The 20,848-nt window shown below is 52.1% G+C and carries 23 protein-coding genes; 18 read left to right on the forward strand and 5 right to left on the reverse strand.

Annotated elements, in window-relative coordinates; genetic code table 11:
• Nucleotides 1–23: 23 nt before the first annotated feature.
• From INP77_RS12800 to INP77_RS12820, 5 genes are all read left to right on the forward strand, one after another.
• Nucleotides 24–1,157: a TIGR03790 family protein gene (locus INP77_RS12800; protein WP_194749462.1), complete on the forward strand. Its 1,134-nt coding sequence runs from the start codon at nt 24–26 to the stop codon at nt 1,155–1,157.
• Between the two features lie 98 nt (nt 1,158–1,255).
• On the forward strand, nt 1,256–2,554 hold the full coding sequence (gene phoR / locus INP77_RS12805) for a phosphate regulon sensor histidine kinase PhoR (protein ID WP_194749463.1): 1,299 nt from the start codon (nt 1,256–1,258) through the stop codon (nt 2,552–2,554).
• The gene (locus tag INP77_RS12810; RefSeq protein ID WP_228518929.1) at nt 2,551–3,294 is read left to right on the forward strand and encodes a hypothetical protein; all 744 of its coding nucleotides are present in this window, start codon (nt 2,551–2,553) and stop codon (nt 3,292–3,294) included. The genes phoR and INP77_RS12810 overlap by 4 nt, the downstream gene beginning before the upstream one ends.
• An 11-nt stretch (nt 3,295–3,305) precedes the next feature.
• Entirely contained in the window at nt 3,306–4,460 is a 1,155-nt protein-coding gene (locus INP77_RS12815) for a cupin domain-containing protein (protein WP_194749464.1), read from the forward strand.
• A 270-nt stretch (nt 4,461–4,730) separates the two neighbouring features.
• Nucleotides 4,731–5,024 (forward strand): hypothetical protein, encoded by a 294-nt coding sequence (locus INP77_RS12820; protein WP_194749465.1) that lies wholly within the window; start codon nt 4,731–4,733, stop codon nt 5,022–5,024.
• On the opposite strand, the gene tpiA is transcribed toward INP77_RS12820, so the two are convergent.
• Nucleotides 5,013–5,795, reverse strand: a complete 783-nt coding sequence (gene tpiA, locus INP77_RS12825) for a triose-phosphate isomerase (RefSeq protein ID WP_194749466.1) — start codon at nt 5,793–5,795, stop codon at nt 5,013–5,015. The genes INP77_RS12820 and tpiA overlap by 12 nt on opposite strands.
• Nucleotides 5,796–5,859: 64 nt before the next feature.
• Between tpiA and ybeY the strand changes: the two genes are divergently transcribed.
• From ybeY to INP77_RS12845, 4 genes are read left to right on the forward strand one after another with little or no spacing between them, the layout of a single operon-like run.
• Nucleotides 5,860–6,294 (forward strand): rRNA maturation RNase YbeY, encoded by a 435-nt coding sequence (gene ybeY / locus INP77_RS12830; RefSeq protein ID WP_194749467.1) that lies wholly within the window; start codon nt 5,860–5,862, stop codon nt 6,292–6,294.
• 37 nt (nt 6,295–6,331) lie between these two features.
• Nucleotides 6,332–7,129 (forward strand): ScpA family protein, encoded by a 798-nt coding sequence (locus INP77_RS12835; protein WP_194749468.1) that lies wholly within the window; start codon nt 6,332–6,334, stop codon nt 7,127–7,129.
• Between the two features lies 1 nt (nt 7,130).
• Nucleotides 7,131–7,679, forward strand: coding sequence for an SMC-Scp complex subunit ScpB (scpB, locus tag INP77_RS12840; RefSeq protein WP_194749469.1), 549 nt, complete (start codon nt 7,131–7,133; stop codon nt 7,677–7,679).
• 7 nt (nt 7,680–7,686) lie between these two features.
• A complete protein-coding gene (locus INP77_RS12845; RefSeq protein WP_194749470.1) occupies nt 7,687–8,034 on the forward strand; it encodes a winged helix-turn-helix domain-containing protein in 348 nt (115 codons plus the stop codon).
• A 522-nt stretch (nt 8,035–8,556) separates the two neighbouring features.
• Here the strand turns inward: INP77_RS12845 and INP77_RS12850 are convergent.
• The 3 genes from INP77_RS12850 to nadB are packed head-to-tail and all read right to left on the reverse strand — an operon-like array spanning nt 8,557 to nt 11,208.
• Nucleotides 8,557–9,036, reverse strand: coding sequence for a peptidylprolyl isomerase (locus INP77_RS12850; RefSeq protein ID WP_194749471.1), 480 nt, complete (start codon nt 9,034–9,036; stop codon nt 8,557–8,559).
• A gap of 60 nt (nt 9,037–9,096) precedes the next feature.
• A complete protein-coding gene (locus INP77_RS12855; protein WP_228518930.1) occupies nt 9,097–9,594 on the reverse strand; it encodes a thermonuclease family protein in 498 nt (165 codons plus the stop codon).
• Nucleotides 9,595–9,597: 3 nt separating this feature from the next.
• The gene (nadB, locus tag INP77_RS12860) at nt 9,598–11,208 is read right to left on the reverse strand and encodes an L-aspartate oxidase (protein ID WP_194749472.1); all 1,611 of its coding nucleotides are present in this window, start codon (nt 11,206–11,208) and stop codon (nt 9,598–9,600) included.
• Between the two features lie 209 nt (nt 11,209–11,417).
• Here nadB and rpoE point away from each other — a divergent pair, with 209 nt between their 5' ends.
• From rpoE to INP77_RS12880, 4 genes are all read left to right on the forward strand, one after another.
• Nucleotides 11,418–12,047, forward strand: coding sequence for an RNA polymerase sigma factor RpoE (gene rpoE / locus INP77_RS12865; protein WP_194749473.1), 630 nt, complete (start codon nt 11,418–11,420; stop codon nt 12,045–12,047).
• Nucleotides 12,048–12,146: 99 nt separating this feature from the next.
• Entirely contained in the window at nt 12,147–12,611 is a 465-nt protein-coding gene (locus INP77_RS12870) for a sigma-E factor negative regulatory protein (protein WP_194749474.1), read from the forward strand.
• 37 nt (nt 12,612–12,648) lie between these two features.
• Complete coding sequence (locus tag INP77_RS12875) at nt 12,649–13,602, forward strand: MucB/RseB C-terminal domain-containing protein (RefSeq protein ID WP_228518931.1); 954 nt, start codon at nt 12,649–12,651, stop codon at nt 13,600–13,602.
• A gap of 239 nt (nt 13,603–13,841) precedes the next feature.
• A complete protein-coding gene (locus INP77_RS12880; RefSeq protein ID WP_194749475.1) occupies nt 13,842–15,263 on the forward strand; it encodes a DegQ family serine endoprotease in 1,422 nt (473 codons plus the stop codon).
• 68 nt (nt 15,264–15,331) lie between these two features.
• Here the strand turns inward: INP77_RS12880 and INP77_RS12885 are convergent, their stop codons facing one another.
• A complete protein-coding gene (locus INP77_RS12885) occupies nt 15,332–15,889 on the reverse strand; it encodes a hypothetical protein (protein WP_194749476.1) in 558 nt (185 codons plus the stop codon).
• A gap of 279 nt (nt 15,890–16,168) precedes the next feature.
• Between INP77_RS12885 and lepA the strand changes: the two genes are divergently transcribed.
• Genes lepA through era form a run of 5 tightly spaced genes read left to right on the forward strand, consistent with a single transcriptional unit; the run spans nt 16,169 to nt 20,827 of the window.
• Complete coding sequence (gene lepA, locus INP77_RS12890; RefSeq protein WP_194749477.1) at nt 16,169–17,968, forward strand: translation elongation factor 4; 1,800 nt, start codon at nt 16,169–16,171, stop codon at nt 17,966–17,968.
• Between the two features lie 49 nt (nt 17,969–18,017).
• Nucleotides 18,018–18,833, forward strand: coding sequence for a signal peptidase I (lepB, locus tag INP77_RS12895; RefSeq protein ID WP_194749478.1), 816 nt, complete (start codon nt 18,018–18,020; stop codon nt 18,831–18,833).
• 47 nt (nt 18,834–18,880) lie between these two features.
• Nucleotides 18,881–19,234 carry a DUF4845 domain-containing protein gene (locus tag INP77_RS12900; RefSeq protein WP_194749479.1) on the forward strand — a complete coding sequence of 118 codons (354 nt, stop codon included), beginning with the start codon at nt 18,881–18,883 and terminating at the stop codon, nt 19,232–19,234.
• Nucleotides 19,235–19,256: 22 nt separating this feature from the next.
• Complete coding sequence (gene rnc, locus INP77_RS12905; protein ID WP_194749480.1) at nt 19,257–19,928, forward strand: ribonuclease III; 672 nt, start codon at nt 19,257–19,259, stop codon at nt 19,926–19,928.
• The gene (gene era / locus INP77_RS12910; RefSeq protein WP_194749481.1) at nt 19,925–20,827 is read left to right on the forward strand and encodes a GTPase Era; all 903 of its coding nucleotides are present in this window, start codon (nt 19,925–19,927) and stop codon (nt 20,825–20,827) included. The genes rnc and era overlap by 4 nt, the downstream gene beginning before the upstream one ends.
• The last annotated feature ends 21 nt before the right edge of the window (nt 20,828–20,848 follow it).

Genomic DNA, 20,848 nt, shown 5'->3' on the forward strand with positions numbered 1-20,848 from the left:
GATGTCATTCTACGCGGGTTGAAATGACAGGCGTAGTATCTTTGCAATCGCAATGGAGTGTTGAGTTGAAGGCAGTAAAGCAGTGGCTGATCAGTCAGTGGGGGGCAGTGGGTATCTGCCTGCTTTTTATGGTGAGCAGTGTTGCTGGCGCGGTAGACCTCAGCAAGCAAATCCCGTTGCGGCCCTCATTATTAAAGCCGGAAGATGTGGCAGTGGTGTATAACCTCAATGACGCGCAAAGCGAAGAGGTCGCCCGTTACTACCTGCAAGCTAGGCAAGTCCCTGCGGAAAATCTGATCGGGGTGGAATTGCCCCGCCATTTTAAAGATGCGCTGACGGTTCCCGAGTTTGAGTCACTCAAAGCCCAGTTGGACGCCAAGTTGACCACGCAGCAAGTGGTCTTGCTGGTCTGGCGCACCCCGTTTGCCGTGCAATGTAACAGCCTTACCAGTGCGCTGACGCTCGGGCTGGATCTCAATCAATGCCGCAAGACCTGTGACCCTGGCCGCGACAGCCCTTACTTTAACAGCCCCTCATTGCGGCCATGGACGGATCACCATTTGCGTTTGTCCATGTTGTTGCCCATCACCAGTGTCGCTGCGGCCAAGGCACTCATAGACCGTGGCGTCATGAGTGAATTCAGTTTAAATGACGCGAATGGGTTTTTTCTAAAAACCCAGGATGCGGCACGCTCCAAGCCACGTGAACCTTTTTTCCCGCAAGAGGGCATGACGGTCAAATCCAAAAAACTGACCTTGCATACCTTGAGTCAGGAGACGATAGAAAAACAGCCCTCAGTCATGTTTTATTTCACCGGGCAAAAATCGGTCGATTATCTGCTTACCAACAATTATTTGCCCGGCGCCATTGCCGATCATTTGACCTCGACCGGAGGCATTTTGTCTAATTACAATCCGCAAATGCCCGCCTCGCGTTGGCTGGATGCGGGGGTTACCGGCAGTTATGGCACTGTGTCTGAGCCTTGTAATTATTGGCAAAAATTCCCCAACCCGCAGGTGTTAATTGGCCATTATCTGGCCGGTGAAACCCTGATTGAGGCCTACTGGAAAAGCGTGAAATGGCCGATGCAGGGCGTGTTTATTGGCGAGCCGCTGGCCAAACCCTACGCCAAAAGCGTCCAGGTGGTGGATGAGTGAGCGATGGTCATTGCACCTGCGCTTACGTCATTTTCCTGTCATTGTGCCTGCATCGTTGTGTCGTATAATCGCTGCCATCTATCCGGTGAGATTGGCTTGTGCAAGATATTCGTTTAAAAGCGTTTTGGACTTTGTTTCTGTGGGCATTTGGTTGCCTGCTCCTTGGCTGGTTCACAAATGCGCATCTGGCGTGGTTGACTTATTTATGTGGTGTGCTGGCCTATCTGGCCGGACATTTATACTGGATACACCGTCTGTACCAGTGGGCCCTTAAGCCCAGCCTGAATTTCATCCCCAACGGCAAAGGTATCTGGGAAGACATTTTTGCCAATCTCTATCATGAAATGCGCCGCCATTCGCGTAGCCAGAGCCAGTTAAGCAGTACCTTGGAGCGCTTGCGTCATGCTACCAGTGCTTTGCCGGATGGCGTGGTCGTGCTCAATAATCGTAATGAAATCGAATGGTTTAATGAGCCTGCCGTACAACGCCTGGGTCTCAAGCGCCACCATGACGAAAGTCAGCCGATTTATTATTTATTACGCCAGGCCGAGTTCGTGGAATACCTGCAAGCCGAAGAGTACAGCGAACCACTCAAGCTTAAATCCTGGCGCAGTCCCGATATCACGCTGGAGTTGCAGATTATTCCGTTTGCCAGCAAGCAGCGACTGCTGATTTGCCGAGATGTATCCGCCATTGAGAAAACCGAAGTCATGCGCCGCGATTTCATCGCCAACGTGTCACATGAGTTGCGTACACCGCTCACCGTGATTGGTGGCTTTCTGGAAACCATCAGTGACATGCAGGGGGAGATTTCTCCCGATATCCAGCCTTATTTTGACATGATGCAGGCGCAAACGACGCGCATGCGCCGCATTATCGAGGACTTGCTGACCTTGTCACGCCTGGAGAATAATGTCACGCTCAAGGATGAAACCGAGATTGACATGAAGGCCATGCTGCAGCAGTTGCATCGCGATGCCCAGGCATTGAGCCAGGGGCAGCATCAGGTCACCTTGCATATGGAGGCGAACGTTAACCTGACGGGCAGTTATAATGAACTCATGAGTGCCATGAGCAACCTGACCACCAATGCTGTACGCTATACCCCGCCACAAGGCAAGATTGATATTTATTGGCAAATGCGGGGGGAGGACGTGGTGTTCAGCGTCCAAGATAATGGCATCGGTATTGAAGCTCACCATTTACCCAGACTGACCGAGCGTTTTTACCGTGTGGACAGTGGCCGGAGCCGCGACACAGGCGGCACAGGTTTGGGCTTGTCTATCGTCAAACATATTCTGCATCATCATCAGGCCAGCTTGCAGGTGGAGAGTGAGCCTGGGCTGGGGAGCTGTTTCCGTATTGTGTTTCCTGCGCAAAGGATCTTGCCTGCATGAGTTGCATCGGCTGCAGTGGCCTGATGTTGCTATTGCTGCTGGTCGCCTGTACGACCTCCCCTCATTCAGGTTATGTCGATTCGCCGAATGGACGTCCGGTGCCAGTGCGGCAAGACCGGAATGCCTTGCATCAACTGGTGAAAACCGATCTGGATCGCCTGGCGGATATTGAATATGCCGAAAACGTCAGCACCTTGCGCTTGCTGATGCTCAAACTGTATAAACGCAACCCGGCTGAAGCGCAGAAATCTGGCTTGGGCGGGCCCGAACAGATCGCCACCTATGTGTTTGAGCAGGCTCACGTGCATGGCTGGCAACTGGAGGCGCTTGGGCATGCGCAAGACACCGCTGCGATCAAGCTGGCATTAAACCCGCAATTTGGTGGCGATCGCGTACTGGCACTGGTGGTGGGTATCCAGTCCATGCTTTACCGCGCGCATGGCAGCAAGGCGTCTTTTTTCTTGCTGGATAGCATAGATCCGCAAAACCTATACAATGCCGCCAGAAATATTGAAATCGCCATGTGGAAACTGGCGAATGCCAAAAATGCCCAGGGCGAACTGTTGTTGCTGACCAATAGCCTGACAGGTGAAGTACAGAATCTGAGCTTTGAGCGCGAGTTTAGCAAGCTGGTTGCCCGCACAGATTTGCTGGCCTTGACCTTGGCCGAGAAGTCGCAGCGCTTGATCTCGCGGCTGACACAAAGCATCACGACCGCCCCTTTTCTTCCTTTTAGATAATCTTCATCATCATGCATCAAGCCCTGACCCTACTGAACGGATTAAGCCCTGCGCAATTCATGGCAGACTACTGGCAAAAGAAACCATTATTAATCCGGGGTGCTATCCCTGGTTTTGAGGGATTGCTGACGCCAAGCGAGCTGGCGGGGCTGGCCTGTGAGGCTGAGGTGCCGGCCAGATTGATACAGTTTGATTCTGAGCGCATGAACCAGGGAGATGGCTGGCAGGTCAGGCAAGGCCCTTTTGATGATGAAGACTTTACCAGTTTGCCTGCACGCGACTGGACCCTGCTGGTGCAGGGGGTGAACCATGTGCTGCCAGAGGCGCAAGCCTTGCTGTCGCAGTTTAGCTTTGTCCCCAACGCCAGACTCGATGATGTCATGGTCAGTTATGCGCCGACTGGTGGTGGCGTCGGGCCACATATCGACAGCTATGATGTCTTCTTGCTGCAGGGCGCGGGGCACCGCCGCTGGCGTATCAGCCAGCAAACGGATTTAAGATTGATTGCCGATGCACCCTTGCGCATTTTGTCGCACTTTGAATGCGAGCAGGAGTGGGTGCTGGCGCCGGGCGACATGCTCTATCTGCCGCCCAATGTCGCGCATTGGGGCATTGCAGAAGATGATGATTGCATGACCTACTCCATCGGCTTCCGGGCGCCCGCCGCGCGTGAACTGGCCATTGAGTTTCTTGAGGCCTGCCGCCAGGAGATGCTGCCTGACGAACTGTATCGCGACCCCGAGTTGCAACCCGTTCAAGATGCCGCAGCGATTAACCCGCAGATGGTCAGTCAAGTGGCTGGCATGTTGCGCCGCTTGCCCTGGGAGGCTGAGCAACTGGGACCGTTTCTGGCAAAATATTTTTCAGAGCCCAAAGCTTATGTTGTGTTTTCGCCCAACCGCAAACTGAGTGCAGAGAAGTTTTTGCAACGCGCCCAGCAATCTGGACTGGTGATGGACTTGCAGACACAGATGTTGCATTGGCAAGGCCAGTACTTTATCAATGGCGAGCGCGTGAGTGTGTCAGCGGAGGCGGGGCCTTTGCTCAATACATTGGCTAACCAGCGGCTGTTGACGGCCGCAGACTGCCAAACAGCAGCCATTCATCCCTTGTTGCCCTGGTTACAGGGGATTTACCTGTCTGGATACGTGCATTTTTCTGATTGAGCCGGTTAATTTTGCATTGATTGCAAAGGATTTGGCGGATTTTTTGTGAAAAAAACACAGAGTTGTTGTTCTGACACAAAAAAATCCTTTCTTTTTCACTGGTTTTTCGTTCTTTTTTTAATCAATTGCTGATACAATTTTTTCACTCGGTTGATTCTGCACCCGCAGCGTTACCCGTACATAATTTTTTGCTCATACATACTAAGGAAATAAAGATGACACGTTCTGCATTGTTGGCTGCATTGTTGGCTTTGGCTTTGACTGCTTGTGGTGAAAAACCAGCTGAAGAAGCACCTGCTGCTGAAGCGCCTGCTGCTGAAGCCCCAGCTGCTGAAGCTCCTGCTGCTGAAGCTCCTGCTGCTGAAGCTGCTCCTGCTGAAGCTGCACCTGCTGAAGCTGCACCTGCTGAAGCTGCTCCTGCTGAAGAAGCTAAGTAATCCAGACATCCGTAATCTGGTTTTACTTGGATGTAGAAAAGCCGACGAAAGTCGGCTTTTTTATTGGCTGCGCGCTGAGCACCTCAACCACTCAGGGGCGGGACGGTACGTGTTTTCAGGCAGCTGACTTGAGGGAGGATAACTCGTTGGCAATCTGGCAGATTTGAATAAAGTCTTCGACGATCAGCGATGCACCGCCGATCAGCCCGCCATCGACATCTGGCATGCTCATTAATTGCGCAGCATTACCGGGATTGACGCTGCCACCATAGAGCAAGGTTATCTGTTCTGCAACCTGTTCATCCAGTAGCCCAATGTGGCCGCGGATGAAAGACAAAATTGCTTGGGCATGTTGCGGACTGGCGGCTTTACCCGTGCCGATGGCCCATATCGGCTCATAGGCAATGACGCCTTTGGCGAGCGCTTGGATGCCTACATGTGAAATGACGGGGTTCAACTGCCTCACTACCACGAGATCGGTTTCGCCCAGTTCGTATTCTTCCAAGGTTTCGCCTATACAAAGGATGGGCGTCAGCCCAGCCTTGAGGGCTGCTTCAAAACGCTCTCCGCAGCTTTCATCGCTTTCGTGCCCACGTAAGCGGCGTTCAGAGTGGCCGATAATGACGTAGGTGCAGCCAAACTCTTTGAGCATGAGCGGCGACACGGAACCTGTGTAGGCACCACGCTCAAAGCGGCTCATGTTTTGTCCGCCCCAGGCCACATGGCTGTGTTGCAGTAATTGTTGCGCCTGCTGCAAATAGGGATGTGGCGGGCACACCGCATAGCGCGCCCGGTGATGGCGCGTCTCTTGCAACACACTTTGCATAAAGCGGGCATTGTCTGGCAGGTTGCCGTTCATTTTGCGGTTGGCAACCACCAGCTTGGGGCGATTTGTCATCACACCATTTCCTTTGAGGGTTTTCTTTCTATAATGTCGGATATTGTACATAAAACTTGATGCTATGCCTCAACTCGATTTTTCATTACAAGTGGCGACACCTGCGGAAGATGTGCCCAGCGCGTCGCAATTCAAGCGCTGGATCCGCGCCAGCTTGCGCGTAGATACCAGCCTGACGATCCGTATTGTCGATGCTGAAGAAGGCCAGCAACTGAATGCGAGTTACCGCGGCAAGGATTATGCGACCAATGTGCTCACCTTCCCGTTGGCGGAGGAGCCCTGCCTGATGGGCGACATTGTGATCTGCGCGCCGGTGATTAGCAGAGAGGCTGCTGAGCAGGGCAAGTCCGTGCTGGCGCATTATGCGCACATGACGGTGCATGGCGTCCTGCACATGCATGGCTACGACCATGAGGTTGAGGCGCAGGCGGCGCTGATGGAGGCGCTGGAGATCGGCATCCTGCAAAAGCTGGGCTTCCCCAACCCTTATGCAGAATAAGCTTTAAGCGCCGGCGACAAGTCGCTACAATCCGTGCATGGAGCTTTCCGTCAACAGCACCCAGATCAGAATCAATGGCGAGCCGCTCTCGGCTTTGCCGCAAGATTTGTATATTCCGCCGGATGCGCTGGAAGTGTATCTGGAGACCTTTGAAGGGCCACTGGATTTGCTGCTGTACCTGATCCGCAAGCACAATCTGGATATTCTCGACATCCCCATGGCTGAGCTGACCACGCAGTACATGGGCTATGTGGAAAAAATGAAAGCGGTGAATCTGGAGTTGGCTGCCGACTATTTGCTCATGTCAGCCATGCTGATTGAGATTAAGTCACGCATGCTGTTGCCCAAGCCGCAAGAGCTGGAGGAGGAAGACGACCCGCGCGCTGAGTTGGTCAAACGGCTGATGGAGTATGAGGCGATCAAGCAAGCTGCACAGCGGCTGGATGCCTTGCCCAAAGTCGGCGTAGACATTGAGGTGGCTGCGGCGTATTACGAGCGGCTGTCACTGGTCAAGCCGCCTGAAGTCAGTCTGGACGATCTGGTAGAGGCGTGGCGCAATGTGCTCAAGCGTGCCAGGCTCAATCAGCACCATAAACTGGGGCGGGCGGAACTCTCTGTACGCGAGCATATGAGTCTGTTGTTGCGGCGCTTGTCGGCAACGCCGGTATTGCGGTTTGACGAGCTGTTCGATGTGGGGACTGAGGGCGTGCCCAAGCTGGTGGTGAATTTCCTGGCCATGCTGGAGCTGGCCAAAGAAGGCTTGATTCTGATCACGCAGCAGGAGGCTTTTGGTACCATTTACCTGCAAGCCAATACCACTGGCCGGGAGACTTGACGTGCATACTCCGGAAAACATTACCGAGATGAAACAAGTGCTGGAGGCTGCCTTGCTCACCTCGCCGCAGCCGCTGTCTCTGGACGATTTGCTCAAATTGTTTGCCGGACGCATGGAGCGTGCGACATTGCGCATGTTGCTCGATGAACTCAAGGCCGACTGGTCGGATAAAACGCTGGATCTGGTACAAGTGGCCAGCGGCTACCGCTTTCAGGCCAAAGCTCAATACAGCGAATACCTGGCGCGTCTGAATCCTGAGCGGCAGCCAAAATACTCACGCGCAGTGATGGAAACACTGGCGATTATTGCCTATCGTCAACCGGTGACGCGGGGCGATATCGAGCAGATCCGCGGCGTGGCGGTGAATCCGAATGTGATTCGGCAATTGCAGGAGCGTGACTGGATAGATGTGGTCGGCCAGCGTGAAGTCCCCGGACGCCCGTCACTGTATGCCACGACCAAACATTTTCTCGATGATTTGAACTTGCGTTCGCTGGCCGAGTTGCCGCCTTTTGAAACCTTTGTGCAAACAGATATTCAGTCAGAGTAGTTTACCTATGTCCGCCTCACTGCTTAAAATCAGGATCAGCCATCAAGGCCACATCGCGCTCGGTCCAGGCAAAATCGAGTTGTTGCGGCACATTGTGCAATACGGTTCCATTTCGGCCGCTGCCAAGCAAATGCGCATGTCTTATCGCCGGGCATGGGAGCTTGTTGATTTGATGAATCATTGTTTTGACGAGGCGGTCGTCATCAGTGCCGCTGGAGGCGCGCACGGCGGCGGCGCACAGGTCACGGCCTTCGGCTTGGCGCTGATCCAGGCCTATGAGCACATCCTGCAAAAGTCTGCGCAAGCGGCGGCGGATGAGCTTGGCTTTATCACCCAGCACCTGCAAAAAAACTGATTTTTTCAAAAAAACCGTATTTTTCAAGTTTCGTAACATTCATTTGAATATAACGATGACAGCATCACAGCCTTGCTTTATCGCCTGCCATCAATCAGGCGCGCATGATTAATATCTGGGATGCGGCACACTCTACAGGAATAAAGTGCTATGGCTGGTCGCCGGCCTCATCCGCTTGATGACACATGTATTGCTCAGCAGGGCTGAAGAAAAAACGCATGATATTCATGGCAGCCAGCCTGACGGATGCATGAACCAGTTTTTAGACAATATAGCCAGTAAATAGGTATGCGAGTTATGACGATATAGAGGGGTCGGGACTTTGGTCAAACAGCTGGCACTCGCGCGGTATCCTGCCCGTTCCGGTTGGAATTTATGTCAAACAGTCGCTGACCAGCCTGGGCTGGTGGGATAAGCTTAAAAATCGCCTGGGCTGAATTAGCAGAGATTGCCGATGATGTGCTGGCGCAGGGGCAGTTGCGCCAGCCAGAAGCGATAGGCCAGCTTGCGCTGGCGGGTTGATTAGTGGTGATGACCACCGGCACCATGCACATGCTGGTGCTCGATTTCTTCTTGATTGGCTGAGCGTACGCTGGCAATCGTTGCCGTGAACAGCAGGCGCTGGCCGGCCCAGGGATGGTTGCCATCGACCACGACTTTACCATCTGCAATATCGGTGATGGTGTAAAGGATCACGTCGCCGGTTTCGTCTTCGCCTTCAAACTGCATACCGACTTTAAGGTCTTTGCTCGGAAAGGCGCTGGCCGGTTCAATTTGCACCAGATTGTCGTCGTACTCACCAAAGGCGTCTTCAGGGTCCAGGCTCACTTCTACCTTGTCACCGACATTTTTGCCATGCATGGCTTCTTCTACTTTGGGGAAAATGTTGTCATAACCGCCGTGCAGGTAGGCCACCGGCTCCTGGCTTTCTTCCAGAATGTCGCCATCGCTATTTTGCAGTTTATAGGTCATGGAGACCACGGTGTTCATTGCTACTTGCATGTGTTGAATCCTAAAGTTCGCTGTTAAAACAATATTCTAAAGGATATTGTGGCGACAGTGTCAGTCTTGGTGACGATAATGTTGACCGTATAATTTTCGCCATTGCCAGGGTGGCATCGCCTCGCTTGATTGCCACAACCCCAAGCCTTGTTGTTGTGCCTGCTGTTGCAGGGCCTGCAAGTCGGTGCGTTTGGAGTAGCGCGCATTAAACCAGGCCATCCCTTGCGCCACCTGAAACTGGCTGGCTTCCGTGCCATCGCAGTAGAGGTGGCCCAGTTGCCTGCCGTATTGATCTTGGTCTTGGGTGTTGACCGTAATCTTTGCGCCGGTACACAGTTGACTCAGGCTGCGGCGGGATTGCTTGCCAAATGCTTGGTGCAGCTCAGGCGCATCAATGTCCAGCAAACGCAAGCGATAATGGCTGCCTTGCGCCTGTATCAATACCGTGTCGCCATCAATGATTTTTTCAAGTTCTGGGGCGGCAATACTGCTATTGCAGAGCATGAGCCACAGGCAGGGGGCCAGCCATCTGCACAACACACGAACGCGAGTGGCCATACGCTAATCAAGCAAGCTGGTATAGTTGTCCGGGGTGAGGACGGTAGGAATGGCTTCGGGCAACAGGTCTGGGTAGTCTTTGCTGTAATGCAAGCCACGGCTTTCATGGCGTTCGATGGCGCTGCGGACAATCAATTCCGCCACCTGTAACAGGTTACGTAGTTCGATGAGGTCGTGACTGACTTTAAAGTTACTGTAAAACTCATGTACTTCATCGCGCAGCATATGGATGCGATGCAGTGCGCGGCTCAGGCGTTTGGTGGTCCGCACAATCCCTACGTAGTTCCACATGAACCGGCGCAACTCGTCCCAGGTGTGGGTGATCAGTACTTCTTCATCGGCGTCGGTAACGCGGCTTTCGTCCCAGTCCGGCAAGGAAATGGTCGGTTGCTGACCCTGTGACCGGATATCTTCGGCGCAGCTGCGACTGAAGGCCAGACACTCCAGCAAGGAGTTGCTGGCCAGGCGGTTGGCGCCGTGCAGGCCGGTGCAGGCGGTCTCGCCAATGGCATACAGGCAGTCAATATCGGTGCGGCCATGGATGTCGGTCATGACGCCGCCACAGGTGTAATGCGCTGCAGGCACCACGGGAATCGGTTGCTTGCTGATATCAATGCCCAATTGCAGGCAGCGCTGGTAAATATTCGGGAAGTGGGACTGGATGAAATCCAGTGGTTTATGGCTGATGTCCAGGTAAACGCAATCCAGTCCGCGCTTTTTCATCTCGAAGTCGATGGCGCGCGCAACTACATCGCGCGGGGCCAGTTCCGCACGCTCGTCATGCCAAGGCATAAAGCGGGTGCCATCAGGCAATAATAGCAAGCCGCCTTCGCCACGCAGCACTTCTGAAATCAAAAATGATTTGGCGTGCGGGTGATAGAGGCAAGTAGGGTGAAACTGCACAAACTCCAGGTTAGCCACGCGGCAACCCGCACGCCAGGCCATGGCAATACCGTCGCCGGTGCTGATGTCAGGGTTGGTGGTATACAAATAGACTTTACCCGCGCCCCCTGTGGCCGTCACTGTGTATTGGGCAGACAGTGTGATTACTTTGCCGGTCTGGTTGTTCAGCACATAGGCCCCCAGGCAACGGTTGGGGCCATCATTCTCGGTTTGCTTGAACAGTTTGTGTGTGGTGATCAGGTCCACCGCAATATGGTGTTCCAGAATGGTAATGTTGGGGTGGGCACGTACGCGATCGGTCAGCGTAGTTTGCACCGCCTGGCCCGTGGCATCGGCCACGTGGACGACGCGCCGGTGGCTGTGCCCCCCCTCGCGGGTGAGATGCAGGCGGTCATCTTGAGCTTCACGCGTAAAATTCACGCCTTGCTGCAATAACCAGTCTATGCTGTCGCGGCCACTGGTCACCACCATGCGGGTGACTTCGCTGTCGCACAGGCCCGCGCCAGCGTCCAGCGTGTCTTTGATATGCGCCTCTACCGAATCTTCGCTATTGAGTACCGCCGCTATGCCGCCCTGTGCCCAGTTGCTGGCACTCATGGTCAGTTCGCGTTTGCTCAAGATACATACCCGGTATTGATCGGCCAGTCGTAAGGCCAGCGATTGGCCAGCCAGGCCACTACCAATAATCAAGACATCAAACACTTTATTCATAAACGGGCGTGGTCAACGGAACTTTTGAAGAGGGCGGTCAGTCGTACTAGTGTTCGCATTGCGTGTTGCAACTGCAAACAATACTAAGGGATGAGACGATGTTACACACAGCAAATTTAGAGGCGTTAACGCGCACTGGGTTCGTCGAAAATAACACAAAAGCGTATACTACTCCCAATCATAAAATTACCCAAGGGAGTCATCGCGATATGACTGTTCAGGCGGCGAGCGCCAAACAGCAAGAGAATAAAGAGTTTGACCAGATGCTGGTTGAACGCGCTCAACAAGGCGATAAACGCGCCTTTGGATTGCTGGTGGAAAAATACCATCGCAAGTTGGGCCGCTTGCTGTCGCGTATGATCCGCGATCAGGCAGAAGTGGAAGATGTGGTGCAGGAGTCTTTTATCAAGGCTTATCGTGCGCTGCACAGCTTCCGTGGGGACAGTGCGTTTTATACCTGGCTGTACCGGATTGGCATTAACACGGCCAAGAATTATCTGGTGTCCATGGGGCGCAAGCCGCAGGTGATGCAGGATGTCGAAATTGAGGATGTCGAGAATTTTGATGAAGGTGAAGACATGCGTACGATGGAGACGCCTGAAACATCCCTGATGACCAAGGAGATTGCGCAAACCGTGAATGATGCGATTGCTGCGTTGCCAGATGAGTTGCGCACTGCGATCACCTTGCGTGAGCTAGAGGGTTTGAGTTATGAGGACATTGCCAGTGTCATGCAGTGCCCGATTGGCACGGTGCGATCCCGTATTTTCCGTGCCCGTGAGACCATTGCCGCGAAATTGAGGCCGTTGTTGGATACGCCACACAATAAACGCTGGTAGTGGCATGATTTGTTATAAAAATTTGATTGGGTGTGTAGGTGTTATGACAAATTTTTTGTTAAATGCTAACATAAAAACATTGATTGATTTGGGGTTATTATGAAGCAGCAATTATCTGCCTTGGTCGACGGTGAGGTCGATGTTGAACGCTGTGAACATATATTCTTGGCGGCCAAATCTACTGGCGAGGTTGCACAAGCCTGGCGCGAGTATCACGTGATCCGTGACGTCATGCGCGATGAGCTGTGGATGCAGTCAGACATGACCAGCCGCATTATGACCGCACTTGAAGATGAACCGACACTATTGGCGCCGCAAGCCATCGCCAATGCCGACAAAGTGACGCGTATCCGCCCGCGTTTTGACAAGTACACCTGGTCTATTGCCGCGTCTGTGGCTGCTGCCTTTTTTGTTGGCATGTTTGTGCTTAATCAACCTGAGGCGCCTGCCCCTGCGCAGATTGCCGACAATGATACCGAGCAATATGTATTGGCTCATCATAATTATGCGCCGAGTAGTGTGACTTATTACACGCATAATGTTGCCTATACGGCTGGCGAATAAAATTTCTTTCACTCATCATTTGGTTGTTGCTACTGCTATGTTTTGGCGGATTGTTGCTTCGATTTCATGCCTGTTCATGGTGCAGCAGGCAGCCTTTGCTGAAGAAGATTTATGGTCAACCATGCAGAAAACCGCCTCTGCTGCCAGAGAGCTCAATTATCAGGGGCTGTTTGTCTATCACAATGGCTCCATGATCCGTTCGGTTCAAATCACCCACATTTATGAAGGTGGCCGCGAATTCACACGTAATGTGGTGCTGGATGGCCGCCCGCGTGAAGTATTCAGTGAAGGCGATGATATCGTCATTTTTAATGCCAAAAATGACAAGGTCGTGATCGAGAAACGCCGTGGCCAAAACCTGTTCCCGGCCATGCTGCCCACACAGCTGTATCCCCTCAAGCAAAATTACAAGCTCAAGTTTGTCGGACAGGAACGCATTGCCGGGCGTCTGGCACAGGTCATCGACATGGTGCCGAATGACAATTTGCGTTACCAGTACCGCATTTGGTCGGATACTGAATATGGCTTGTTGCTCAAAATGAGCATGATGGATATGCAAGGGCATACCTTGGAGCAAATTGGGTTTAACCAGGTGTCTATGCTGCATACCAAAGATCTGGATTGGTTTCAGCCCAAGATTGATGCGACCAAGCCTTATGTGATGGATGACACCACCGAGCTTACGCACGTAGAAGATAACGTGGTGGTGCCGAATTTACCGACGGGCTATAAAAAAATTGACCAGATCAGTTTAAAAGTGCCCGGCAGGACTGCCCCCGTGCAGCAATGGATTTTTTCTGATGGATTGGCTTCGGTGTCACTGTTTGTCGAGCCGATGGTAAAAGGCATGCAGCCCCGCGTCGGTAAGAAAAATATGGGCTCTACCAATGTGTACGCCCATGTCCTCAATGGCTACCAGCTGGTGGTGGTGGGGGAAGTTCCGGCGCAAACCGTGGAACAGATTGCGCAGCAAGTGACCTTCAAAAAGTAATGGCTGCCTGTCTGTTTGTGCCTGCCTTGGTCCCGCCTCCTTGAAATCATGCCGCAATATTTCGTTGCTATCCTCTTTCATTCGCTGTTATGGTGTGCTTTGGCGCGTGTGAGTTGGCGCTTGTATTTATCAGCAATGGCACCATTTACATGCAATAGCAAACGCATGCTGGTCAGGGATGTTCGGCGTGTACAATCAACAACTTAATTTTTAATAATCATTAAATGATAGGAATAATCATGATGAGACGATGGATGTCTGGCCTCATGTTCGCGTGTGCCATCACATTGACCCAACCAATCTTGCATGCCCATGCTAAGGACTTGCCTGATTTTACCGAACTTGCAGAAAAACAAGGTCCGGCAGTCGTGAATATCAGCATTACTTCGGTGGTGCACGGCGGCGGTACCATCGGTTTTCCAGGCATGCCCAACGATGAGAACTTGCAAGAATTTTTGCGCCGCTTCGGCATTCCAGGCATGCCCGGGATGCCAGGTCAGGAAGGTGGGCAGGATTATAAAACCCAGTCACTGGGCTCGGGCTTCATCCTGAGTAGCGATGGCTATATTTTAACCAACGCGCATGTGGTGAACGAGGCCGATGAAGTGCTGGTGAAGCTGTATGACAAGCGTGAATTCAAAGCCAAGATTATTGGTGCTGACAAGCGCACCGATGTGGCCTTGATTAAGATCGAGGCGACCGGCTTGCCCAAGGTGACTGTAGGTGACCCGAATGCGTTGAAAGTCGGGGAATGGGTGGCAGCGATTGGTTCGCCATTTGGTCTCGAAAACACGATGACGGCCGGTATTGTCAGTGCCAAGGGTCGCGCCTTACCGCAAGAAAACTATGTCCCGTTTATTCAAACCGATGTCGCCATTAACCCGGGTAACTCGGGGGGGCCATTATTTAACTTGCGCGGTGAAGTGGTCGGCATCAACTCGCAAATCTACAGCAAGAATGGCGGTTCCATGGGCTTGTCATTCAGTATTCCGATTGATGTTGCCATTGATATTTCCAACCAGCTCAAGGCCAATGGCCGCATTTCACGCGGCTGGCTCGGGATTGGTATTCAGGAAGTGACCAAGGACCTGGCTGAGTCCTTTGGCCTCAAGCAAACCAGCGGTGCCTTGATTGCCGGCGTCGAGAAAAACAGCCCGGCCGACAAAGGCGGGCTGGAAGCCGGTGACATTATTCTCAAGTTTGACGGCAAGCCGATTACGACATCGAGTGATTTGCCTCGTGTGGTGGCAGCCACCAAACCGGGTAAAGTGGTGCCGGTAGAAATCCTGCGTAAAGGCGCCAGTAAAACCTTGCAGCTGGGCGTTGGTGAAATGCCGAGCGAGCAACCTGAAGCTGCCGCAACCAGCAAAGAACCCACTAAGGCAGAGTCCAACAAGATAGGCTTGACCTTGCGTGAATTGACGCCACAGCAAAAGAAAAAGCTCAACGGCAAGAATGGCCTGCTTGTGATTGAAAGTGTGGGTGCGGCTGCACAGGCCGGGATCCGTCGCGGTGATGTCATTCTCGGTCTGAATAACAATGAAAGCCAGAGCGTGGATGCCTTTAACAAGCAGATCAATGCGGTTGCCAGTGGCAAAACGATTGCTGTGCTGGTGCAGCGTGGAGATAGCACGCTGTATGTACCGATTAAAGTAAAATAAGGTACGGCTGCTTGCAGTGAACAAAAAAAGACAGGTCGCCCTGTCTTTTTTTGTTTTTGAGGCGGGGGTTAGTAGGCGAGCATGGAAATATTGTCACTGCTGAGTTTTAATTGATTCAGCGCTTCAATCACACTGCGAATATTTTCATGGATGGCACCCTCGTTAGCAATTTTGATGCGAATAAAGCCAATCGCTGAGTCGCTAAACGTCGCAGTGTAGGGCGTAGAAATGATTTTTGAGTAAAGGACTTTTTGGGTTGCGCGTTCTGTCAGGGTGTACTCCACGGCAGCTGTCACTGTCATGTCCAGCCCGGCAACCGGTTGATCCAGGCTTAGTAATTTGGCGTCCAGTGTGTATTTGCTGCTTTGTCCTGAGTTGCTCAGTAACAGTGCATTACGCAAAGACTCCTCAAGTGCCTGCTTGAATCCATCATTGCCCACCTTGGAAACCCACAGGGGATTGGTCGATTTTCCGCCAGAAACTGATTGAATGGTGACGTTTTCTTTAAGTTGAGCATTAGGCAAAGAGCTGTTATTAGCCGGTTTGACTGTCATTTTGTCAATGGCGGCGGGTGAGGCACAACCAGCCAAGAGTGCTGAAGTGAGTACAAGCACGACTTTGTACATAAGATTAACTCCCTGAAATATGTTTTTAGTGAATGCAGCGTCCCCATAAGCGTGGACGTTTGCAAACTTTAATGCAGAACGGTCAGGCGAGCATGCTGTTCGCATTAAAAAGCGATTAATTGGGAAATTTTCCTGGGTTTGGCTGTGCGCTTTACAGGGCCGCCCGCACTTGCCGCAAACAAAATAAATCACTGATATTCATGCATTTGCTGTAAAATACGCACGATTTGAAAGGCGCTTCAAGCGCCTTTCTTGCTTGTAAATAACGCATAACAGAACATGAAAAATATTCGTAATTTTTCGATCATTGCCCACATTGACCACGGCAAATCCACCTTGGCTGACCGCATTATCCAGTTGTGCGGTGGCCTGGAAGCACGCGAGATGGAAGCGCAAGTGCTTGATAGCATGGATATCGAGCGTGAACGCGGCATTACGATCAAGGCACAAACAGCGGCGTTGCAATACAAAGCCAATAATGGCGAAACCTATTTCCTCAACCTGATTGATACCCCTGGACACGTTGACTTCAGCTATGAAGTCAGCCGCTCCTTATCGGCCTGTGAAGGTGCATTGCTGGTGGTGGATGCTTCGCAAGGCGTGGAAGCGCAAAGTGTGGCTAACTGCTATACCGCGATTGATCTCGGCGTGGAAGTGACGCCCGTCCTGAACAAGATCGACTTGCCATCGGCAGACCCTGCGCGCGTGTCACAGGAAATTGAAGATGTGATTGGGGTGGATGCCACTGATGCGGTGCGTTGCTCAGCCAAAACCGGCGAGGGTGTGCGCGATGTGCTGGAAGAAGTGGTCGCCAAAGTGCCACCCCCTAGAGGCGATGTTTCTGCACCCTTGAAAGCGCTGGTGATCGATGCCTGGTTTGATAACTATGTGGGTGTGGTCATGCTGGTGCGCGTGGTGGATGGTGTGTTGCGCGCCAAGGAAAAAATCCGCCTGATGGCCACCGGTGCGGAATACCTGTGTGAGCAGGTGGGGGTGTTTACGCCCAAGTCTCTGCAGCGCCAGCAACTGAGTGCGGGTGAGGTAGGCTTTATCATTGCCGGGATTAAAGAGCTGGCGGCGGCCAAAGTCGGTGATACGGTGACGCTTGCCGGGGCCGGGAAATCTGCCACTGAACCACTGCCAGGCTTTAAAGAAGTGAAGCCACAAGTGTTTGCGGGGCTGTACCCGGTCGAATCCAATCAATTTGAGTCATTGCGTACTGCGCTGGAAAAATTGAGCCTGAATGACTCCAGCTTGCAGTTTGAGCCAGAAAATTCCACAGCACTGGGGTTTGGTTTCCGCTGCGGATTCCTCGGTTTGTTGCATATGGAAATCGTACAAGAGCGCCTGGAGCGTGAGTACGATATGGACCTGATTACGACCGCGCCCACCGTGATTTATGAGCTATTGCTCAAAAGTGGCGAGGTCATACAAATCGAAAACCCGTCACGTCTGCCTGAGCCTTCACGCATTGAAGAAATTCGTGAGCCCATGATTGTAGTCAATCTGCTCATGCCGCAAGACTATGTCGGGCCGGTGATGACCTTGTGTAATAACAAGCGCGGTGTCCAGCGTAATATGCAGTATATGGGCCGCCAGGTGATGTTGAGTTATGAAATGCCGCTGAATGAGGTGGTGCTCGATTTCTTTGATAAACTGAAGTCGGTTTCGCGTGGCTATGCCTCGATGGATTACGAGTTTCTCGAGTTCCGTGCGGCCGATCTGGTCAAGCTGGATATCATGGTGAACGGTGAGCGTGTGGATGCATTGAGCCTGATTGTGCACCGCGCCAACAGCATTTACCGTGGCCGCGAACTGGTTTCTAAAATGCGCGAGCTGATTCCACGGCAAATGTTTGATATTGCCATCCAGGCCTCTATCGGCGCCAATATTATTGCGCGTGAAACTGTGAAGGCGATGCGTAAAAACGTGCTGGCTAAATGTTACGGCGGCGATATTACGCGTAAGCGCAAGTTGCTGGAAAAACAAAAAGAAGGTAAAAAGCGTATGAAGCAGGTGGGCAATGTGGAAATTCCACAAGAAGCCTTCCTGGCGATCTTGCGTGTAGAAGATAAATAATCACGATTCATCATCACCGCGCGTGATGGTGCTTACTCAGGAAACAAGCATGTATTTTGCAATTTTTATGTTGGTGATTTTGCTGGTGTCAGGGGTGATCTGGCTGCTGGATATCCTGGTGCTGCGCAAGCAGCGCCAAGCCGGTGCGCTCGGAGAGGTGCCTGATCCATGGTATGTGGAATACAGTAAAAGCTTTTTCCCGGTCATTCTGCTGGTATTTACCGTCCGCTCATTTATCGTCGAGCCATTCAAGATTCCTTCCGGCTCGATGATGCCGACGCTGTTGGCGGGTGACTATATTCTGGTCAATAAATTCACCTATGGCCTGCGTGTACCCATCCTCAATAATGTGTTTTACCCCATGGGTAAGCCGCAGCGTGGTGACGTATTTGTGTTTCATTATCCGCCAGACCCATCAATCGACTATATCAAGCGTGTGGTTGGTCTGCCCGGCGACAAGATTCAGTACCGTGACAAACAGCTGACTATTAACGGCAAGGTGATTAGCCTGGATTTTATCGCGCCTTACCAATATGCCTTGAGCGTTAACGACGAAAGCGGCAACGCCCGTGCGGTGGATGTCACCGCCTCACGCCTGAGCGAGCAACTGGGCGACGTCAAGCATGATGTACTGATTCATGACATCATGAACCAATATGGCCCAGGTAGTCTGGGTGACCGCTTCATGCAGGGCGAAACCATTACCGTGCCTGAAGGCGAATACTTTGCCATGGGCGATAACCGTGACAATAGTTCTGACAGCCGTGTCTGGGGCTTTGTCGCCGAAAAACATCTGGTGGGTAAAGCCTTCTTTATCTGGTTCAATTTTGACCAGTGGCGCCGTATCGGGCAACGCATCGGCTAATGCTGCGGTCAGCCGTGGCGAGACGTCTCTTTTTGAGGAAAGCATCTATGAAATACTCAAAGATTTCTGATCAACACGGGATCGGCTTTATCGGTTTTTTACTGGTACTGACGGCATTTGGCATTTTGGGCCTAGTCGCCTTGAAAGCCTTGCCTGCCTATATGGAGTATTTCTCGATTCAATCCACCATTAACCGGATTGCGCATGACCCGCTGTTGCAAAGCGAGCAGGACATGCGTACGGCGTTTGATCGTCAGATGCAGGTCGATAGTATTAAAGACGTTTCCAGCCGTGAGCTCGAAATCAGTGCAGGGGCGGTGGCCATGCGCTACCAGAAAAAGATCCCGCTCACTGAGACCATGTCTCTGTTGATTGATTTTGATGCTGCCAGCAAACCCTAGTGGCAAAAGGGATCGTCATTCAATGAGCGTACTGCCTGTCTTACAAACCAGAATTGGTTACCAATTTTTGCAACCTGACTTGCTGCAGCAGGCGCTCACGCACCGCAGCTTTTCGGCCACCAATAATGAGCGGCTGGAGTTTTTAGGCGATAGCGTTTTAAACTTTATTATTGCGCACCAGCTGTTCAATTTGTTTCCTGATATCCCCGAAGGCGATTTAAGCCGACTGCGTGCCAAGCTGGTCAAAGAATCCAGCCTGGCCGAGATTGCCATCAGCCTGCATTTGGGCGATGCGCTCAAGTTGGGCGAGGGAGAGTTGAAAAGTGCTGGTTGGCGTCGCCCGTCTATTCTGGCCGATGCGCTGGAGGCGATTGTCGGTGCTGTCTATCTGGATGGCGGGTTTGACGCTGCGCAGCAGGTGGTGGCGTTGTTGTATCGCGACAAGCTGCAGACCATAGATCCAACATCGATCGACAAGGATGCCAAATCGCAGTTGCAAGAATATCTGCAAAGCAAAAAAATGGATTTGCCTGAATATCAGGTGGTGTCTATCGAAGGCGAAGCACATGCACAAACGTTTACCGTGCAATGTGAAATTAAAAAACTCAAGTTGACGACCACAGGTGTGGGCACCAGCCGCCGCGTGGCTGAGCAACAAGCGGCCAAATTGGCCATGGACAAGATACAATCATGACAGAACAGACAACAGCCTCAGACCATTTCCGTTGTGGCACCATTGCCATCGTGGGCAGACCCAATGTGGGCAAATCGACCTTGCTCAACCATATTCTGGGCATGAAGCTGGCGATTACTTCGCGCAAGGCGCAGACCACCCGTCACCGCCTGCTCGGAATTCATACCACTGAAGACACGCAGTTTCTGTTTGTCGATACCCCGGGTTTTCAGCAAAAGCATATTAACGCGCTCAATAAGTCGCTTAACAAGACCGTCACCCAGGTATTAACCGAGGTCGATGTGGTACTGTTTGTGATCGAGCCGATGAAACTGGGCGAGGCCGATGAGCTGGTGCTTAAACTGTTGCCTAAAAACAAACCGGTATTGCTAGTGGTGAATAAAGCCGACCTCATGGGCGACAAAGGCAACTTGCTGCCCCTGATTCAGGACTTTGACTTGCTGTTTGACTTTGCGGGCATTATCCCGGTTAGTGCTAAAAAGAATCTTTATCTGGATGAGCTGTTAGCCGCGATTCGCGAGCATCTGCCCGAGCAAGCTGCCATGTATGCCGAAGATGAACTGACGGATAAAAACGAGCGCTTTCTGGCCGCCGAACTGGTCCGCGAAAAGGTGTTCCGCCTGTTGGGTGATGAAGTGCCTTACTCGGTGACGGTAGAAATTGAAAAGTTTGAAACGGTGAAAAACCTGCGCCGCATTTTTGCCGCGATCATTGTCGATAAAGAAAGCCAGAAGCCCATGATCATTGGCAAGGGTGGCGAAAAATTAAAACAGATTTCAACCGAAGCGCGCCAGGACATGGAAAAGCTGTTTGGCTCCAAAGTCTATCTTGAAACCTGGGTCAAGGTAAAAGGTGGTTGGGCAGACGATGCGCGCGCGCTAAAAAGCCTGGGTTTCTAGCCTGGCAGGTTCTTATCTACT

The sequence above is a fragment of the Methylophilus sp. 13 genome (genome assembly GCF_015354335.1).
Taxonomy (GTDB): domain Bacteria; phylum Pseudomonadota; class Gammaproteobacteria; order Burkholderiales; family Methylophilaceae; genus Methylophilus; species Methylophilus glucosoxydans.

What these genes read in the sequence shown, in the direction of transcription:
- INP77_RS12800 (WP_194749462.1), top strand. Translation starts at nt 24, where the DNA reads ATGACAGGCGTAGTATCTTTGCAATCGCAATGGAGTGTTGAGTTGAAG.
- INP77_RS12810 (WP_228518929.1), top strand. Translation starts at nt 2,551, where the DNA reads ATGAGTTGCATCGGCTGCAGTGGCCTGATGTTGCTATTGCTGCTGGTC.
- INP77_RS12815 (WP_194749464.1), top strand. Translation starts at nt 3,306, where the DNA reads ATGCATCAAGCCCTGACCCTACTGAACGGATTAAGCCCTGCGCAATTC.
- tpiA (WP_194749466.1), bottom strand. Translation starts at nt 5,795, where the DNA reads ATGACAAATCGCCCCAAGCTGGTGGTTGCCAACCGCAAAATGAACGGC.
- ybeY (WP_194749467.1), top strand. Translation starts at nt 5,860, where the DNA reads ATGCCTCAACTCGATTTTTCATTACAAGTGGCGACACCTGCGGAAGAT.
- INP77_RS12835 (WP_194749468.1), top strand. Translation starts at nt 6,332, where the DNA reads ATGGAGCTTTCCGTCAACAGCACCCAGATCAGAATCAATGGCGAGCCG.
- INP77_RS12845 (WP_194749470.1), top strand. Translation starts at nt 7,687, where the DNA reads ATGTCCGCCTCACTGCTTAAAATCAGGATCAGCCATCAAGGCCACATC.
- INP77_RS12850 (WP_194749471.1), bottom strand. Translation starts at nt 9,036, where the DNA reads ATGCAAGTAGCAATGAACACCGTGGTCTCCATGACCTATAAACTGCAA.
- INP77_RS12855 (WP_228518930.1), bottom strand. Translation starts at nt 9,594, where the DNA reads ATGGCCACTCGCGTTCGTGTGTTGTGCAGATGGCTGGCCCCCTGCCTG.
- nadB (WP_194749472.1), bottom strand. Translation starts at nt 11,208, where the DNA reads ATGAATAAAGTGTTTGATGTCTTGATTATTGGTAGTGGCCTGGCTGGC.
- rpoE (WP_194749473.1), top strand. Translation starts at nt 11,418, where the DNA reads ATGACTGTTCAGGCGGCGAGCGCCAAACAGCAAGAGAATAAAGAGTTT.
- INP77_RS12870 (WP_194749474.1), top strand. Translation starts at nt 12,147, where the DNA reads ATGAAGCAGCAATTATCTGCCTTGGTCGACGGTGAGGTCGATGTTGAA.
- INP77_RS12875 (WP_228518931.1), top strand. Translation starts at nt 12,649, where the DNA reads ATGTTTTGGCGGATTGTTGCTTCGATTTCATGCCTGTTCATGGTGCAG.
- INP77_RS12880 (WP_194749475.1), top strand. Translation starts at nt 13,842, where the DNA reads ATGATGAGACGATGGATGTCTGGCCTCATGTTCGCGTGTGCCATCACA.
- INP77_RS12885 (WP_194749476.1), bottom strand. Translation starts at nt 15,889, where the DNA reads ATGTACAAAGTCGTGCTTGTACTCACTTCAGCACTCTTGGCTGGTTGT.
- lepA (WP_194749477.1), top strand. Translation starts at nt 16,169, where the DNA reads ATGAAAAATATTCGTAATTTTTCGATCATTGCCCACATTGACCACGGC.
- lepB (WP_194749478.1), top strand. Translation starts at nt 18,018, where the DNA reads ATGTATTTTGCAATTTTTATGTTGGTGATTTTGCTGGTGTCAGGGGTG.
- INP77_RS12900 (WP_194749479.1), top strand. Translation starts at nt 18,881, where the DNA reads ATGAAATACTCAAAGATTTCTGATCAACACGGGATCGGCTTTATCGGT.
- rnc (WP_194749480.1), top strand. Translation starts at nt 19,257, where the DNA reads ATGAGCGTACTGCCTGTCTTACAAACCAGAATTGGTTACCAATTTTTG.
- era (WP_194749481.1), top strand. Translation starts at nt 19,925, where the DNA reads ATGACAGAACAGACAACAGCCTCAGACCATTTCCGTTGTGGCACCATT.